This is a genomic window from Cognatundibacterium rugosum (assembly GCF_014284365.1).
In the GTDB taxonomy this organism is placed as follows: Bacteria; Pseudomonadota; Gammaproteobacteria; order Burkholderiales; family Burkholderiaceae_D; genus Undibacterium; species Undibacterium rugosum.
In genome coordinates, this window is the sequence record NZ_JACOGG010000002.1 from 21408 (window position 1) to 37985 (window position 16578).

Consider the following 16578-nt stretch of genomic DNA (forward strand, 5'->3'; position numbering starts at 1 on the left):
CATGAACCACACTCAGCATCCGGCACAGATCCAGCATCAGCTAGAGCAAATGCGTCAGGAAAATCTCCTGCTGCGCACGCGTCTGCAAAATATTCTGGAGCAGGCGCACCGCAATCAGAACATCATGGAGCGGCACCAGCACTTCGATCTGAAGATCATCGGTGCCAGTCATTTCGAAGAGCTGATCAGCCATATTTTCAGTGCGCTCGCGATCACCTCTGAACTGGATATGGTGACGCTGGTCTTACTCGACCCACGCACAGACCTGCAAAAAATGCTGGCCGATCTGCGCATTGATCTGTCTGCATTTCCACATCTGCATTTCATACGCCATAGTAAAGAATTGCAGATCCACAGCCTGCCATTGCTCAAGCCTGTACTGGGTCCTTATCAAGACCTGCACCACGCGAGTCTGTTCCGCTGCTGCCACAAAAAGCCTCGCAGCGTGGCCGTGATACCACTGCTGCGTCAGAATAAGCTGATTGGCTATCTGAATCTGGGCAGTCTGCAAGCGGATCGTTTCCAACACAGTATGGCGACCGACTTTATTGAGCGCCTGGGTTCTATCATCGCGATCTGCCTGGAAAACGTGCTCAATAATGAGCGCCTGGTGTATATAGGTCTGACCGACCCGCTGACCCAGGTCAGCAACCGGCGTTATGTGGAACAACGCATGCTGGAGGAAATCGCTCGTGCACGGCGCCAGAATTACAGCATTGCGTGCATGTACCTGGATATCGACTACTTCAAAAATATCAATGACCAATGCGGTCATCAGGGGGGAGATGATGTGCTGTGCGAAGTGGCGCGCCGCATCAAGACTGAGCTGCGGCTCAGCGATACACTGGGGCGTTTTGGCGGCGAGGAGTTTGTCGTCTTACTCATCAATACCAGCCTGCAGGATGCGGCAATGGTGGCCGAACGCATACGCCGCAGTATTGCATCCACTCCGTTTTCGCTGACCGATGGCGGACAATGCAAGACCAGTATTTCTATCGGCCTTACAGTGGTTGGTCTACAAGAGAATTTCGGCGATGCACACCATGTTGCACGCGAGATGCTGGCGCGCGCCGATCACGCTTTATATGCGGCCAAACATGGTGGCCGTAACCGTGTCTGTTATCAGTAAGCGTTGGAGTACTGGCCGCGCGACTGCGCAACCAGGCTGGCTTATTGCTGCTCTGCCTGCAAGCGCTCGTACTTAGCCTGCAGTTGCGCTGGCGTCTCACGCCATTCAGGATTAAACGGAATACAGTTGACCGGGCAAACCTGCTTGCATTGCGGTTCTTTGTAGTGACCTACACATTCGGTGCATTTGTGTGCATCGATTTCGTAAATTTCCGGGCCCATGAAGATGGCATCATTCGGGCACTCGGGTTCGCAAACGTCGCAGTTGATGCAATCGTCTGTAATCATTAACGCCATGTCTATCTCTTTCTGAAAACCACCCTGCCTGCATGCCCGGCAAGGTGTGATACTGCTTACTTATTTTCGTTGAGCGCAGCGACTTTCTGCTTGAGCCAACGGTCTACTGAAGGGAATACAAATTTGGAGACATCGCCGCCAAACATCGCAATTTCACGCACGATGGTACCGGAGATGAACTGATACTGATCTGAAGGCGTCAGAAACAAAGTCTCGACATCCGGCAGCAAATAGCGGTTCATGCCCGCCATCTGAAATTCATATTCAAAATCCGATACAGCACGCAAACCGCGTACGATCACTCGTGCATCGTTTTTTCGTACAAAGTCTTTTAACAAGCCGGAAAAACTCTCTACCCGCACATTCGGATAATGCCCCAATACCTCATTGGCGATACTCAGGCGCTCTTCCAGTGAGAAAAAAGGACGCTTGCTCTTACTGTCGGCAACGCCCACCACCAGCGTATCGAATAAGCCTGAGGCGCGACGTACCAAATCCTCATGACCACGGGTCAAAGGATCGAATGTTCCCGGATAAACGGCTGTGACCATCTTCACTCCCTTTTTTTTCACTTATCGTACAGGGTTTGCACCAAGACTTAACAATAGGACTGACATAAATTTGTGCCGGCCGGGTACGGTCACGCAGACAGTACATTTGTACGGCAAGGAACCATAACGCCGCTGGGCAGGTTTTGCGACAGTCCTAAACAATTTGAAACGGCATTATGCCTTAATTTCGTGCGTCTCATGCGCCAAATTGCTGCGCTGCAGAAGGTGAAAATACACACTTCCTGCCTTATCGGCCCGCAACAACTGCCAACCTCGCAACAATTCCTGCATGTGGGCATCGTCCGATTCAGGATTCAGCGCAAATTCCGCCTCGACATATAGCAAGCCTTTGGGTAACAATAAACTTTGACAAACGGATAACATTTTGTGCAGCCAGTCTTTACCAAACGGCGGGTCCAGAAAAATCAAATCATACTGTTTTCCCTGAGCGATCAATTGAGCTATTGCTTTTTGCGCATCACTGCGCAGTAACTGGCATTGCTCAGCACCCAGTTTGCTTTTGACCTCAGCTAACTGCTGGTAGGCCTGAGTGTGGTTTTCTACCATCGTCACGCTTTGCGCGCCACGGCTGGCTGCCTCGAAACCGAGTGCACCGCTGCCCGCAAACAGGTCCAGGCACTGGCGTTGCGTCCAGTAGGCATCAAACAAGTGATTGAGCCAATTAAACGCAGTTTCTCGCACACGGTCGGGGGTAGGACGCAAACCCTCCGCCTCAATCACGCTCAGTACACTGCGCTTCCATTGACCACCTATGATGCGTATCTGATGGGTAGCTCGCTTGGGCGCGACATTTTTTTTGCCAGTTGTTTTCATTGTTTGCATGACATGGGTAAGTCATTTTACCCAGCGCTGTCTGTTAGAATGGCAGCATTCTAATCCAGGGAAGTGAGGTATACCTTCCCGCACTCGACAAATTCATCCCCGATGTTTAGCTTTTTCAAACGAAAACCCAAAGAACCGGCGCCCGTGCCGGAACAGCCAGCCAGTGCCCCGGTAGCACCGGCACCAACGCCAGCCACCTCTTTCAGCACCAGCCCTGCGCCGGCCGCCGACACGCCCTCTGCTGTCACACCCTCTCCTATCACGCCTGCGGCCATCACACCACCGGTGCAGGACGTGCAGACTGAGGCACCGCAACCCGCAGAAATCGTCGCAGCGCCCGCACCTGCACCGGAACAAAAGCGATCCTGGCTGAGCCGCCTGAAAGCAGGATTGGCCAAAACCTCGTCGAATCTGACCACGCTGTTCATCGGTGCGCGCATCGATGATGACTTGTATGATGAGCTGGAAGCTGCCTTGCTGACCTCCGATGCAGGCGTGGAAGCGACCCTGTTTTTGCTCGATGCACTGAAAAAGAAAGTCAAAGAAGAAAAGCTGACCGAAGCAGTACAGGTCAAGGCAGCACTCAAAACTTTACTGATCGATTTGCTGACACCACTGCAAAAGCCCTTAGTACTGGGTCAGTATCAGCCGCTGGTCATGATGATTGCGGGCGTCAATGGTGCGGGTAAGACCACCACCATAGGCAAGCTGGCAAAACACATGCAGACCCATCAGCAATCGGTGGTACTGGCCGCAGGTGATACTTTCCGTGCTGCGGCGCGTGAACAGCTGACGATCTGGGGTGAACGTAATGACGTGACCGTGATCGCGCAGGAATCCGGAGACCCGGCCGCAGTTGCTTTTGACGCAGTTGCGTCAGCTAAAGCGCGCGGTACCGATGTAGTGATGGTCGATACTGCTGGCCGTTTGCCAACCCAGTTACATCTGATGGAAGAGCTGAAAAAGATTAAGCGCGTGATTGCCAAGGGCATGGATGGCGCACCTCAGGAAGTGCTGTTAATCATCGATGGCAATACCGGCCAGAATGCCCTGGCCCAGGTCAAGGCATTTGACGATGCATTGCAACTCACCGGACTGGTGATCACTAAACTCGATGGCACGGCCAAAGGTGGTGTACTGGCAGCGATAGCGAAAACGCGCCCGGTACCGGTCTACTTTATCGGTATTGGTGAGCAGATCGAAGATCTGCAGCCTTTCAATGCCCAGGAATTTGTTGACGCCCTGCTCAATTAAAAGCGAGCTACCATGATCGAATTTGATAATGTCAGTAAGCAGTATTCCCGCGATGCCTATGCGCTGCGCGATGTGTCGCTCTCTATCCCGGATGGAGAGCTGATTTTTCTGGCCGGTGCATCCGGTGCGGGGAAATCGACTTTATTGAAAATGATCGCTGGTATAGAAAAACCCAGCAGCGGCCGCGTGATCGTCAATGGTCAGGACATCAGCAAACTCAAAGCAGGCAGCCTGCCCTACTTGCGGCGCAAACTGGGGCTGATCCTGCAGGACCAAAAACTGCTGTCGGACCGCCATGTACTGGCCAACGTGATGCTGCCGCTGATCGTGACCGGAGCCTCCGCCAGCGAAGCCGAATCGCGCGCACGCATTGCGCTCGACAAGGTCGGTCTGCCGGATAAGGCGCAGGCGATGCCTATGGAGTTGTCGGGCGGAGAACAACAGCGGGTAGCCATTGCGCGTGCGATCGTCAACCGGCCTAAAATTATTCTGGCCGATGAGCCAACGGCTTTCCTCGACCGCGACAATGCGAACAAGGTACTCAGTGCGCTCAAGATATTTCAAAGTGCAGGGGTGACCTGCGTGATTTCCAGCCATGACGAACAATTTCTGGATCAGGCCAGCCGCGTGATTTACCTGCGTCACGGACAGGTAGCCGATTCCTGGCAAGCCGCTGTCGCTGCCTGAACCTTAGCCTGCAAGGAAATGACATGACCATCTGGTTGAGAGAACATCTGTTTGCAATCAAAAGCGCACTGACCCATTTACGTGCGGCCCCGGGAAATTTTTTGTTTAATGTGTTGGTGGTCGCGATCGCGCTGGCCTTGCCTATTGCAGGTCTGACCCTGATAGAAAATATACGTCCGGTGTCAGCACAACTGTCGATAGAGCCGGAAATCAGCATTTTCCTGACGCCGGATACGCAGCGCAGCAGCGCAACTGCCCTGTCTATACCGATCAAAAAGCTGCTGAAAGACCAGAACATCAGCGCTAAACTCAGTTTCACTCCCAAAGAAAAAGCGCTGGCCGCGATGCAGGATGCGTCCAGTATTGCCGAAGTACTGTCTACGCTGGGCGGCAATCCGCTGCCAGATGCCTATGTGCTGTCTTTATCGAATCAAGATACCGATAAGCTGGAAAAATTAGTGGAACAGTTACGCACACTGCCCGATGTGGACGTGGTGCAGGTGGACTCTGCCTGGGTGAAGCGACTGGCAGCACTGGTGCAGATTTTCCAGATGGGCCTGCTGTTTATGGCGATTACCCTTGGCGTAGTTGTTGTGGTGGTGGTGTTTAATGCGACCCGCTTGCAAGTGATTTCTCATCAGGCCGAAATTTCCGTAACACGCCTGCTGGGTGCCACCAATACCTTTATACACCGGCCCTATTACTACACGGGTGCCTTCCTGGGCATCCTGGCAGGTGCGATTGCACTGGGCGTAATTGCAGCCAGCCTGCAACCGCTGAACCAGGCTATTGCAGAATTTGCCAAGCTGTATGCCTCAGAATTCCGGCTGGTTCCACTGGGTCTGTTACCCAGCCTGGCTTTACTCGGTACCAGCGTTGGCCTGGGCCTGATCGGCGCTTACCTGTCGGTACGCAGGCAACTTGCACGCGCCAGCTGAATCTGAAGCCGGGTGTTGCGCTGGCAGCCCGGCATCCCCCCGCTTCATTCCCAAACAACAATTCTTCCCTGCAATTTTCTATTGCAATGCAACTTTCCAGATTTTTCTTAGTCTATTCTATATGGACTAAGCCGTACTGACCTTGTCTGGAAAATCATTCAAGCAGGCATAAATAATTGCCATGTAGCATTTTTTCGGATTGTTAGCACTCTTTGTCAGAGAGTGCTAATATAGGTACTTGACCTGTTTGATCTGAGTGCTTGGACTCAGGCAGCAATGAGGAGGAACAATAGTAATGACATCGACACAACTTATCCCCGCAACTGACAGCCATGCGCTGGCACTGGGTTTCAGTGGCACGCTCGGTAATATTGACGCCTATATCTCTGCTGTTAACCGGCTGCCTATGCTGACTCACGAAGAGGAAGTTGATCTCGCAACGCGTTTGCGCAACCAGAATGATCTGGCTGCAGCCCAGCAACTGGTGTTATCGCACTTACGTCTGGTGGTTTCTATCGCCCGTGGTTATCTGGGCTATGGACTGCCGCATGCTGACCTGATTCAGGAAGGTAATATCGGCCTGATGAAAGCCGTTAAACGTTTCGACCCGGATCAGGGCGTGCGTCTGGTGTCCTATGCGATGCACTGGATCAAAGCAGAGATGCATGAATACATCCTGAAAAACTGGCGCCTGGTCAAAGTGGCCACCACCAAAGCACAGCGTAAGCTGTTCTTTAATCTGCGCAGCCATAAAGAAGGTCTGGAAGCGATGTCGCCTAAGCAAATCGATGCACTGGCTAAATCGCTGGACGTGAAACGCGAAGAAGTGATCGAAATGGAAATGCGCTTATCTGGCCATGATATCGCGCTGGATGCACCGGGTGATGACGATGATGATAAATTTGCACCTATTGCTTACCTGAAAACCGAGTCTGAAGAACCGACCCGTGTACTGGAAACCCGTCAGTACGACAGATTGCAAAGCGAAGGTCTGGAATCTGCTTTGGCCAAACTGGACCCGCGTTCACGTCACATCATCGAATCACGCTGGTTGAAGAACGACGATGGCTCCGGCGCTACCTTGCATGAACTGGCCGATGAATATGGCGTTTCCGCAGAACGTATCCGCCAAATCGAAAGTGCGGCACTGAAAAAAATGAAGGGTGCTCTCAGCAGCTTTAACTAAGTTTCTCTAACTAAGTTGCTACTGCTCCTTTCCTACAAAAAAGGCACTCTGATGAGTGCCTTTTTTGCATGCTGTACATTCCGTTGCAGGCAGCCTGCTTTGCACTTTAATCCTGAGGCAACTCGTGTATCACCAAGCCGGCATGGGGTGGCAAAGGCTGCAGCCAGGATTTGTGTCGCAATGCACGTTCACAATCATGCACACCTGCCTGCCAGCGGCTCTGGATGGTGCTGGCACTAAAATCTACATCTTTAAAATACTGTTCATCCGGCAGCGCTTTCATAATCAGATGCACCACATTCACCGTATGATCGCAGCCCATTTTCATCAGCGGCTGCAATTGCTTATCCTTGCGAGCTGAGGCTGGCAGGTGCGCAGTAAGCGTACGAATTGCGCGCTGCATATTCTGCATTTTCTGATGCATCATCAATAATTCCCGTGAGCGGCTGGCATACTGTATGTTTTTATAGCGCGTCATCACATCGGCAATCGAGGCAGGCCTGCTTTCGGTCGGGTCCCACAAGTCCACCATAAAGCACAGGGCATCTTCGTTTTCTTCTTCATCCAGGAAAATGCTCAGCGGTGAATTGGAATACACCCCGCCATCCCAATACGCACGGCCATCAATCAGCACAGGTGGGAAACCAGGCGGTAAGGCACCGCTGGCCATGATGTGTTCGGCAGTGATAACTTGTTTGGTATTGTCAAACACCACACTCTGTCCATCATCCAGATCCACCGCACAGACGCTGAGCCGCATATGCCCCTGATTGAGATAATCAAAATCGACATACTGTTGCAGTGTCGCTTTCAACTCTGACGTGTCATAAAAGCCAGCCTCAGACAAAGGAACCGTGCGCTGTATATCCCAGGCTGCACCAGGTCGTGGCTTGAAAAAACCATTCACGCCATTGAGCAAAATACCCATGGTACTGAGGTTCTTCAGCATACTGTTCCAGGGCCAGAACTGCCCTCTGTGCACTGCATCCGGGGCCAGGCTGTTCCAAAATGCCTGTAATTGCGCGAGCCGCTGTTCCGGTGGATTGCCCGCGATCAACGCACTATTGATCGCACCAATTGAAGTGCCTATCACCCAATCCGGCACAGTTCCATGTTGATGTAAAGTCTGAAATACGCCTGCCTGATAGGCGCCTAAAGCTCCGCCGCCTTGCAGTATCAATACGGTTTTTTGCTGTGACATACTATCTTCCTGGAATTTACTTCACTCTGATTCGGACGCACCAGCGCAACTCTCAACCGGACAGAGGACTCATCCTGCGCGCCAGGAAACCGATCATAACCCAGCTTTGCTTCATCTCCATAACACACCGGGAGTCACACTGAGATTCAATGCAGCCCCATGCCGGGTAAATCGACATTAAGCACTTATTTAATATAAAAATACAATAAGTTAACTCATTGCCTATCGGATAAGTTATACAATCAATATTGTTATGCAAGCATCGTATCCGTATTCGACATGCTTGCTGACGTGACGGGAAAACAGCTTAGTGGTAACGAGACAATCAGCACACTGATTTTGCAATAACAATCAAAGAACATGAGGCGATCCATGAGTTTTTCGTATTTCAAGCGTTATGTACAAGGACGGGGTAGTTGCGTTTTATTAGTCGCATTCATGCTGCTCAACGCAGGGCCAGCAGCGGCTGTGGAACAAATTGCAGCAGGATTTAGCGGTCTGAAAAAAGGTGAGAAAGTCGTTCTGATGCCTACCGATGTCGAGCTGTTTTCTATGAGCGCCGGCGGGATGAATGAACCACGCGCAGACTGGACCGAAGCCGCCACCAGGCACTTCAATCTGGCCTTGCTCAAAAAACGCAGTGCGCTGGGTTTAGTCAGCCTGGATCTGGCGAATGAAGAGGCTGATACCTTCAGCGATATCAGTGCATTGCATGCCGCCGTCGCGCAGGCGATCAATACCCATCACTTTGGTCACTCTGGCTACAACCTGCCTACCAAGGAAGGTAAACTGGACTGGTCTATGGGAGAAGCGGTCAAACCGATACAAGAGAAAACCCAGGCGGATTATGCGCTGTTCACCTGGGTACGCGACAGCTATGCCAGCGCAGAGCGTAAGGCCGCGATGGTGGCAATGGCATTTCTGGGTGTTGGTCTGACCGGCGGCACACAACTGGGCTATGCCTCGCTGGTTGACTTACGCACTGGCCGGGTGGTCTGGTTTAACCGGTTAATCAGTTCTACCGGTGATTTGCGCGAAGAGGACAAAGCAAAGGATACGGTGGATTCCTTGCTCAATAAATTCCCGACACCACAATGAAGCGCCGCTACTTTTTACGTTCAGGCGCAGCGTTGGCCGCAAGCCTGCTGTTGACGCAGAGCGCATTTGCAAATACGCCATGGAAAATACCCGAGCGTATGAGCAAGCCAGACATCAGCAGCGATGAGGGTGGCTTATGGGCCATGATGGACAGAGAAGAAAGTCGCTTACGCCGCAGTCCGTTTGCCTTACGTGACGCAGCTTTACAAAGCTACATCCAGGGTATTGCCTGTAAGCTTGCTGGCAATCATTGCACGGATGTCAGGGTGCATCTGGTCAGAAATCGCTACTTCAATGCCAATATGGCACCGAATGGCATGATGCAAGTCTGGAGCGGGCTGATGCTGAGGGTGGAGAATGAAGCGCAATTTTCCGCCATTCTGGGTCATGAACTGGCGCATTATATGGAGCGTCATACCGTCAATCGCTTACGTGATGCCAAGTCCAAAGCGGCATTTGGGCAGTTTCTAAGTATATTTGGACTGCCCGGACTGATAGGCGCGTTGAGTGTCGTCGCCAGCTCTTTTTCTTTTTCACGCGATCAGGAACGTCAGGCCGATGAATTCGGACTGACGCTGATGAGCCAGGCTGGCTATGATCCAGCCGAAGCCGCCAAAGTCTGGGCCAATCTGATTGAAGAAAGCAATGCTTCAGCCGAGCGCGACCCTTCTAAAAACAGCATGTTGTTCGCCACCCATCCGGCCAGCGTCGAAAGAAAAGACACATTAATTCAATTGGCAAACCAACTCCCGGCGGGTGGCCAGCTGAACGAGCAGGAATGGCGGAAACAAACCAAGCCGTTTTTACACGGTTGGCTGGAAGACGAAATCAAACGCGGCTGCCATGAAGAATCGATCGTCTTACTGTCACGTCTGTCGGCCCGCTTTCCGACTGAGGCTGAATATCTGTGGGCCAGAGGTGATATTTTCCGCTTACGCAACCTGCCTGGAGATGCGGACAAGGCGATCGCAGATTTTCGGGCGGCGATCGCGCTTGGCAGCGAACCGGCTGAAACCCATCGTGGCCTGGGCATTATATTTCGCGGTCAAAATCAACAAAAACTGGCATCAGCCAGTTTTTCCCGTTACCTGGAATTAGCACCGGATGCCTCCGATGCGCTGATGGTCAAAAATTATTTAGAGGAATCCAATTCATGAATCTCTTTAAGAAATGCATCTTACTTTCTGCGGTATTACTCGCAACAGCCTGTGTCACAACCACGAAGATAGATGCTGGCCCCAGAAATATAGGCGAACATTTACAACTGAACTTAAGCGGGGCCTGGAATCAGATCAATGTCTCAGGCATGAATGGCCCGCACACCGAAACCTGGACTATGGAAGGCCTGGCCATCGATAAACTGGATATCTATTCCGGTCTGAATGAAAATGAAGCCATCCATCCGGCTTCGGCTTCTGCCAGAGATAAGAAAAATTATGTGTTTAAAGCCAGCTTACAACCGGAACAAATTGTTGCACTGTTCGAAGGCACGCTGACACGTGATGGCTCCACGTTTAAGCTGCTGAAACTGCAACCCACACTGTTTGGCGGCGTCAAGGGCTTTCATTTTGAATATGCAGTGACTAGAAAAATCGACAACGTCGAAATTCTGGGATCAGCCAATGTGGCCATCAGCCGGAATCAACTGTATGCCATGGTGTACCAGGCACCTAAGCTGGTGTTTTACACGCGTCATATCGAGCGTGTGAATCAGATCATGCAAAGCGCACGCATCTCATAATTGTTGCTCCCGCGTTTTGCTACGCAGGCAGTAAGGCAATCAGGCCGGAAGTCATTTCCGGCCAGTTAAGCTGAATAGATCGATAGCGCTCAGGATGCCTTAGCTAACAGCAGCTTTAAATCATGCACGATAGGATCCGGACCTTGTCCATGACGCAGGAACAGGCGTATGCGCCCCTGTTGGTCGAATACATAGGTCCCCGCAGTATGGTCCATGGTGTAGCTGTCTGGCGTTTTCCCCGGTACTTTTTGGTAATACACTTTGAAGTCCTTGGCGACCTGGGCAGTCGCCGCCGCATCACCATACAAGCCCAGGAAGCGCGCATCGAAATTCGGTACATAAGCCGCTAACAAGGCCTGGGTATCACGCTCAGGGTCTATGGTAGCGAACAATACCTGGGTCTTTTCTGCATCCGGCCCCAGCTTTTGCATCACATTCGCCATTTCCACCATGGTTGTCGGGCAAACATCAGGACATTGGGTATAACCAAAAAAGATCAGAACCAGCTTACCTTTGAAGTCAGCCAGGGTTCTGGGCTTGCCATTGTGGTCGGTCAGCTTGAAGTCTTTCGCATAATCAAGGCCAGTTAAATCTGTATTTACAAACTTCTTATCAACGTCTCCCTTCCCCCAACCCAAAAAGGAAAACCGGCTTTGTTTTTGGCAATAAAGCGTCCAACTTGATTCAAACGATACTCCATTTACTTTTGCATCTAAATTAGGGCTAACAAGTAGATTATCGTTCTCAATTAATGCGGTTCTGCTACCTGTTTTAGGATCTTTGATTGAGTAAAAACGCTTAAAACCGACATATCCTCCAAATGAATTCTTAGCGTTTACTTCTCCACAAACTCCATATTCATTAAAAACTTCGTTCCTAAATTGAACTGATTCAGGATCTTTCAAATTAGAAATAAGAAAGTCCTTTGCTTCCTTACTCTCCTGTACTGAGCATCCAGAAAGGAACAGGATAAAAAGTAAAACATATAATTTAAATTTCATTTAATTACCCAACAATAAAAATTAGGTTCCGAAATAAACAATCTAGAATTTAATATAGTGATCGACCAGTAAGGCCGCAAACAGCAGAGACAGGTAAATGATCGAATAGGCAAAGGTTTTACGTGCCAGCAGATCGTTATAGTCGGTGTACATTTTCCATGCATACCACAGGAAAACCGCACCTAACACGATAGCACTGCCCAGATAAATTAAACCACTCATGTGTACCGCGAACGGCAGCAGGCTGGTAGCAAACAAAGCGATCGTATACAGCCAGATATGCAGGCAAGTGATTTTAGGGCCATGCGTCACTGGCAACATAGGCAGGCCGGAACGCGCATAGTCATCGCGACGATACATCGCCAGCGCCCAGAAATGCGGCGGGGTCCAGACAAAAATAATCATCACCAGCAGCCAGGCTTGCATAGGTACATCATTGGCAACGGCCGCCCAGCCCAGTGCCGGTGGCATCGCGCCGGACAAGCCGCCAATCACGATATTCTGTGGCGTGGCTGGCTTCAGGATAATGGTATAAATAATCGCATAGCCGACAAAGGTGACAAAGGTCAGCCACATCGTAAGTGGATTCACAAAGTTGTACAGCACCCACATGCCCATACCACCGATCACACCGGAAAACACCAGCGTTTGCGGAGCGGTAATTTCACCTTGGGCAGTAGCGCGTCGCGCTGTACGCGCCATGCGTGCATCGACTTCGCGTTCGACCAGGCAATTGACAGCAAACGCGGCACCGGCCAGCAGCCAGATACCGATGGTTGCGGCAACCAGTATGCGCCAGTCAGGTAAGTCCGGCGTCGCCAGAAACATGCCGATCACGGCACAAAATACGGCGAGCTGAGTCACGCGCGGCTTGGTGAGCGCCCAGTACTGGGCGATACGGTTAGAGGGAAGAGTGAGTGTGGTCATGAGTTCAATAGACAGCAGCACGGCGTGCGTGCAGGATGCGGTAGTTTAACATGGTCAGCAACAGCACCAGCGCCGCCGCCATCCCGTTGTGCAAAACAGCCAGCAATAATGGCCAGGATAACAAGACCGTAGAAATACCCAGTACCACTTGCGCCAGCACAACCAGCAAGATCAGTTTCCCCAGTTGACGATAAACATCTACCTGCATCGCGCGCCAGGCCGCCCAGCCCACCACGAACGCCACCAGCAAGGCAAAATTCCGATGTACCCAATGTATCGCAACCAAAGCCTGGTAAGTGATGTAGTCACCGCCTGCCGTCTGTCCTAACTGACGCCAGAGGCTAAAGCCATGCTGAAAATCCATCTGAGGGACGATCTCGCCATGACAGAGTGGATAATCCTGGCAAGCCATGGCTGCATAGTTAGTACTGACCCAGCCGCCCAATGCAATTTGAAAAAACACAAACAACAGTGCCGCGCCCGCCAGCCAACGCAGAGACTGAGGCTGTAGCTGCGGTTGAGCACTTAGCCCGGATGAACCGGCAAAGCACCGATATTGTTCCAGACTCGCTGCCAGCAAGGCCAGCAGTCCCATCCCTAACAACAGATGGGTGGTCACGATCACAGGCTGCAGCTTCAGCGTGACAGTCCAGGCACCAAATGCGCCTTGTACACAGACCATGAGCAAACAGGCGATGGCCAGACTCAGCGGATAGTCGCGCCGCCGTGCACGCCAGGCCATGACGACTTGCGCAATACACAGCAGACCAACACTCATGGCCAGGTAGCGATGTATCATTTCTATCCAGGCCTTGGTGACCGTGACCGGGCCATGTGGCATCACAGCTTCCGCCGCCTTGATATCGCTGTGTGCCTGGAAAGGATTGGATTGGCCATAGCAGCCTGGCCAGTCGGGACAACCCAGACCGGAATCCGTCAGCCGGGTAAACGCACCGAACATAATCAGTTCAAAGGTCAATGCCAGCGTCACCGCCAGCAGCTTGCGGTGTTTATCGGAATCTGCAGAAAACAGGATAATACAGAGCGGCACCGTCGCCACCGCCAGCGCAATCAAAGCAAGTTGCAACCACATAGTCAGCCTATCGCCGAAGCACGTAACAGTTTAGAGAGATCTTTTTTGATCTTATTCGGATCCGCATTTTTTGGGTAACGCATCATCAGATTACCTAAAGGATCAATCACATAAATGTGCTCATTCAGCGTCGTGTCAGCCGCTACCGGCAACCAGGCGGCCAGGCGTGCACGATCAACCTGCAACACCCGCATACCATCGTATTCACGCAATAAACGGGTTTCGACCGGTGTCTGATCGGTCAGCAGCCAGACCCGCTCTATACGCTCCATTTCCTTGCCTTGCGCCAGCCGTAACTGGCGTACATCATGCAGCCGTTTTTCACAGGACGCATCACAATCAGCATTACTGATTGTGACTAACAGCCACTTCCCTGCATAGTCGCGCAAACCCGTCTGCGCTGAATCCGGCGCATCGCCCAGACGATGCGACTGCAAATCGGGAATCGGGTACTGGCGCGGATCAAGAATAGTCCCGTAATTGGTTCTTCCCTCAGGCTTAATCACGTAATACGACAGATAGGAAAAAATCATGGGGGCGGCGCATACGGCCAGCACCAATAATAATTTCCAGCGTCCCTTAGTTGTTTGCTGCTTGTTGTCCACGGCGTATTCCTGTCACGACATAAAATATAAAAACCATGAGCGATAAAGCCAGCCATTGAAATGCATAGGCACGGTTTTTTTCCGCACCGCTGCTGGCCTTCGCCCAGTCACGCTGTAGTCCGTCAGCGCTATCGGAAGTCTGCTCCAACATGATGGATAAAAACTGTTTCCCACTGGCCTGCGCGACTTCACTGGCGCTGATATTTTGCAACAGCGCGCCAGGCCGCACGGCCTCAGGCTGCCCCAGTTGCATCACATGATCAAAGCCACTGCGTGCGGTTCCGACGATCTCAATGATACCCTGCGGTACCTTGACCGGCGCCAGCTTCAGCCTGTCTTGCGGGTCTCTGGCCTGCCAGCCACGCGCCACCAGCAAGTACTGATCCGTATCCGCAACACGGAAAGGCATCAGCACATAGCGACCAGATACACCATGCAGCGGCCGGTTATCGAGGTACAGCGGCCAGTCTGCCAGGAATTCGCCGCGCACCCTTAATTGGGTATAAGGTTCGATCGAGGCATGCAGATTCAGATTGAGCGGCATGATAACGCGTTGTGCCTGCTCACGCTGCAGCGCAACTTGTTCACGCTGTTCGGCGCGCCGCGTTTGCCACTGCGCCAGCGACAATCCTGTGCAAATCAGCAGCAAGGCTGCAATACTGGGGATCAGACGAAATTGAAAAGAAAGTGACATTCAGTATTACAATTCAAAATAGGTACAAGACAGAAGGATGTCCTCCGGCCAGGCCGCAGACGCTTCTGCATACGCGTTGACAGCTGAGTAGCAATGGCGTCAATCATCCTTCAATTCACGGGACGGCAACGTCTGATTCAATATGAAAATACTGGTCGCCATCGCTTTTTTTCTAATCATTGCCAGTATGGGCTCTGCACTGGTTTATCTGATGAAAGATAAGGGAAAAAGTAATCGTACGGTGCACGCACTGGCACTCCGGGTTGGATTCTCCATCACGCTGTTCCTGCTGATCCTGTTCGCGAACAAGATGGGCTGGATACAACCAACCGGCATACGCTGAGCGCTTCCGGAAAACCAAAACAGAATACAGCAGACAGAAAAAAGCCGCAGCAAACCTGCGGCCTGTGATGCTCAATTTGACGACGATACGATGCGGCTGCCCGTCGTCAAGCCTGGTGATACTTACAACCAGTACACCACCACGTACAACCCGAGCCAGACCACGTCGACAAAGTGCCAGTACCAGGCCGCACCTTCAAACGCAAAATGCTGCTCCGGTGTGAAGTGACCTTTGAGTACACGATACAACACCACAGACAACATAATTGCACCCATCGTCACGTGGAAGCCATGGAAGCCGGTTAGCATGAAGAAAGTCGAACCATAAATGCCGGAAGTCAGTTTCAAATTCAGTTCGCTGTACGCATGCATGTACTCATAGGCTTGAAAGCCCATAAACACGGCACCCAGTACTACCGTTGCAAACAGCCAGAAAGCCGTTTTACCACGTTGACCAGCACGCAGCGCATGGTGGGCGATAGTCAGCGTCACTCCTGAAGTCAGCAGCAATGCGGTATTGATGGTTGGAATAGGGAATGGTCCCATGGTTCTGAAGGCTTCGACCGTGCCAGCCGGACCAGTATTACCCCATTGTGCAGCAAAATCCGGCCACAATACCTTGTGATCGAGATCGCCCAGCCATGGCATGGTGATACTGCGTGCATAGAACAAGGCACCGAAGAAGGCACCAAAGAACATCACTTCAGAAAAAATAAACCAGCTCATACTCCAGCGGTAAGACACGTCGATACGCGCGCTGTATTTGCCGCCCTCGGACTCTGCAATCGCATCGCCAAACCAGTTGTATAAGACGATCAATGTCAAAATGATGCCAGCGAAATTCGCATAAGAGCCCCAGCTCACACTATTGACCCAGGCGGAGGCGCCTATCATCGTCAGCAATAAAGAAGCGCCAGCCATAATAGGCCATTTGGAAGGACCTGGCACAAAGTAATAAGGTGCTGCGGCTTTTGAAGAACTCATTTCCATCT

19 protein-coding genes are annotated in these 16578 nt (G+C 51.7%); 9 read left to right on the top strand and 10 right to left on the bottom strand.

What is annotated here, in order from left to right; all coding sequences use genetic code 11:
- Window position 1: 1 nt before the first annotated feature.
- On the top strand, window positions 2-1129 hold the full coding sequence (locus H8K47_RS01715) for a GGDEF domain-containing protein (protein WP_186879708.1): 1128 nt from the start codon (window positions 2-4) through the stop codon (window positions 1127-1129).
- A gap of 41 nt (window positions 1130-1170) precedes the next feature.
- Here the strand turns inward: H8K47_RS01715 and H8K47_RS01720 are convergent, their stop codons facing one another.
- The 3 genes from H8K47_RS01720 to rsmD form a co-directional block, all read right to left on the bottom strand.
- Window positions 1171-1425, bottom strand: coding sequence for a YfhL family 4Fe-4S dicluster ferredoxin (locus H8K47_RS01720; RefSeq protein WP_186879709.1), 255 nt, complete (start codon window positions 1423-1425; stop codon window positions 1171-1173).
- 56 nt (window positions 1426-1481) lie between these two features.
- A complete protein-coding gene (gene coaD, locus H8K47_RS01725) occupies window positions 1482-1976 on the bottom strand; it encodes a pantetheine-phosphate adenylyltransferase (protein WP_162019011.1) in 495 nt (164 codons plus the stop codon).
- Window positions 1977-2150: 174 nt separating this feature from the next.
- Window positions 2151-2819, bottom strand: coding sequence for a 16S rRNA (guanine(966)-N(2))-methyltransferase RsmD (gene rsmD / locus H8K47_RS01730; RefSeq protein WP_186879710.1), 669 nt, complete (start codon window positions 2817-2819; stop codon window positions 2151-2153).
- 102 nt (window positions 2820-2921) lie between these two features.
- Here rsmD and ftsY point away from each other — a divergent pair, with 102 nt between their 5' ends.
- The 4 genes from ftsY to rpoH all read left to right on the top strand — a co-directional run bounded on the left by ftsY (window position 2922) and on the right by rpoH (window position 6884).
- Window positions 2922-4073: a signal recognition particle-docking protein FtsY gene (gene ftsY, locus H8K47_RS01735; RefSeq protein ID WP_186879711.1), complete on the top strand. Its 1152-nt coding sequence runs from the start codon at window positions 2922-2924 to the stop codon at window positions 4071-4073.
- 12 nt (window positions 4074-4085) lie between these two features.
- Complete coding sequence (locus H8K47_RS01740; protein WP_162019013.1) at window positions 4086-4760, top strand: cell division ATP-binding protein FtsE; 675 nt, start codon at window positions 4086-4088, stop codon at window positions 4758-4760.
- Between the two features lie 23 nt (window positions 4761-4783).
- On the top strand, window positions 4784-5698 hold the full coding sequence (locus tag H8K47_RS01745) for a cell division protein FtsX (RefSeq protein WP_186879712.1): 915 nt from the start codon (window positions 4784-4786) through the stop codon (window positions 5696-5698).
- 295 nt (window positions 5699-5993) lie between these two features.
- Complete coding sequence (gene rpoH / locus H8K47_RS01750) at window positions 5994-6884, top strand: RNA polymerase sigma factor RpoH (RefSeq protein WP_186879713.1); 891 nt, start codon at window positions 5994-5996, stop codon at window positions 6882-6884.
- Window positions 6885-6990: 106 nt separating this feature from the next.
- Here rpoH and H8K47_RS01755 read toward each other — a convergent pair whose 3' ends face one another.
- On the bottom strand, window positions 6991-8085 hold the full coding sequence (locus tag H8K47_RS01755; RefSeq protein WP_186879714.1) for a patatin-like phospholipase family protein: 1095 nt from the start codon (window positions 8083-8085) through the stop codon (window positions 6991-6993).
- Between the two features lie 372 nt (window positions 8086-8457).
- On the opposite strand from H8K47_RS01755, the gene H8K47_RS01760 reads away from it, so the two are divergent.
- Genes H8K47_RS01760 through H8K47_RS01770 form a run of 3 tightly spaced genes read left to right on the top strand, consistent with a single transcriptional unit; the run spans window position 8458 to window position 10924 of the window.
- The gene (locus tag H8K47_RS01760) at window positions 8458-9183 is read left to right on the top strand and encodes a hypothetical protein (protein WP_186879715.1); all 726 of its coding nucleotides are present in this window, start codon (window positions 8458-8460) and stop codon (window positions 9181-9183) included.
- A complete protein-coding gene (locus tag H8K47_RS01765) occupies window positions 9180-10340 on the top strand; it encodes a M48 family metallopeptidase (protein ID WP_186879716.1) in 1161 nt (386 codons plus the stop codon). Before H8K47_RS01760 ends, H8K47_RS01765 begins: the two co-directional genes overlap by 4 nt.
- Complete coding sequence (locus tag H8K47_RS01770) at window positions 10337-10924, top strand: hypothetical protein (protein ID WP_186879717.1); 588 nt, start codon at window positions 10337-10339, stop codon at window positions 10922-10924. The genes H8K47_RS01765 and H8K47_RS01770 overlap by 4 nt, the downstream gene beginning before the upstream one ends.
- A gap of 89 nt (window positions 10925-11013) precedes the next feature.
- Here the strand turns inward: H8K47_RS01770 and H8K47_RS18240 are convergent, their stop codons facing one another.
- The 5 genes from H8K47_RS18240 to H8K47_RS01795 all read right to left on the bottom strand — a co-directional run bounded on the left by H8K47_RS18240 (window position 11014) and on the right by H8K47_RS01795 (window position 15244).
- Entirely contained in the window at window positions 11014-11562 is a 549-nt protein-coding gene (locus H8K47_RS18240) for an SCO family protein (RefSeq protein ID WP_230405194.1), read from the bottom strand.
- Window positions 11563-11967: 405 nt separating this feature from the next.
- Complete coding sequence (gene cyoE / locus H8K47_RS01780) at window positions 11968-12852, bottom strand: heme o synthase (RefSeq protein WP_186879719.1); 885 nt, start codon at window positions 12850-12852, stop codon at window positions 11968-11970.
- Between the two features lie 4 nt (window positions 12853-12856).
- A complete protein-coding gene (locus H8K47_RS01785) occupies window positions 12857-13945 on the bottom strand; it encodes a COX15/CtaA family protein (protein WP_186879720.1) in 1089 nt (362 codons plus the stop codon).
- Between the two features lie 2 nt (window positions 13946-13947).
- Complete coding sequence (locus tag H8K47_RS01790; RefSeq protein WP_186879721.1) at window positions 13948-14550, bottom strand: SCO family protein; 603 nt, start codon at window positions 14548-14550, stop codon at window positions 13948-13950.
- Window positions 14525-15244, bottom strand: a complete 720-nt coding sequence (locus H8K47_RS01795; protein WP_186879722.1) for an SURF1 family protein — start codon at window positions 15242-15244, stop codon at window positions 14525-14527. The genes H8K47_RS01790 and H8K47_RS01795 overlap by 26 nt, the downstream gene beginning before the upstream one ends.
- Window positions 15245-15386: 142 nt before the next feature.
- Between H8K47_RS01795 and H8K47_RS01800 the strand changes: the two genes are divergently transcribed.
- Window positions 15387-15587, top strand: coding sequence for a twin transmembrane helix small protein (locus H8K47_RS01800; protein WP_186879723.1), 201 nt, complete (start codon window positions 15387-15389; stop codon window positions 15585-15587).
- A 122-nt stretch (window positions 15588-15709) separates the two neighbouring features.
- On the opposite strand, the gene H8K47_RS01805 is transcribed toward H8K47_RS01800, so the two are convergent.
- Window positions 15710-16570 (bottom strand): cytochrome c oxidase subunit 3, encoded by an 861-nt coding sequence (locus H8K47_RS01805; protein WP_186879724.1) that lies wholly within the window; start codon window positions 16568-16570, stop codon window positions 15710-15712.
- Between the last annotated feature and the right edge of the window lie 8 nt (window positions 16571-16578).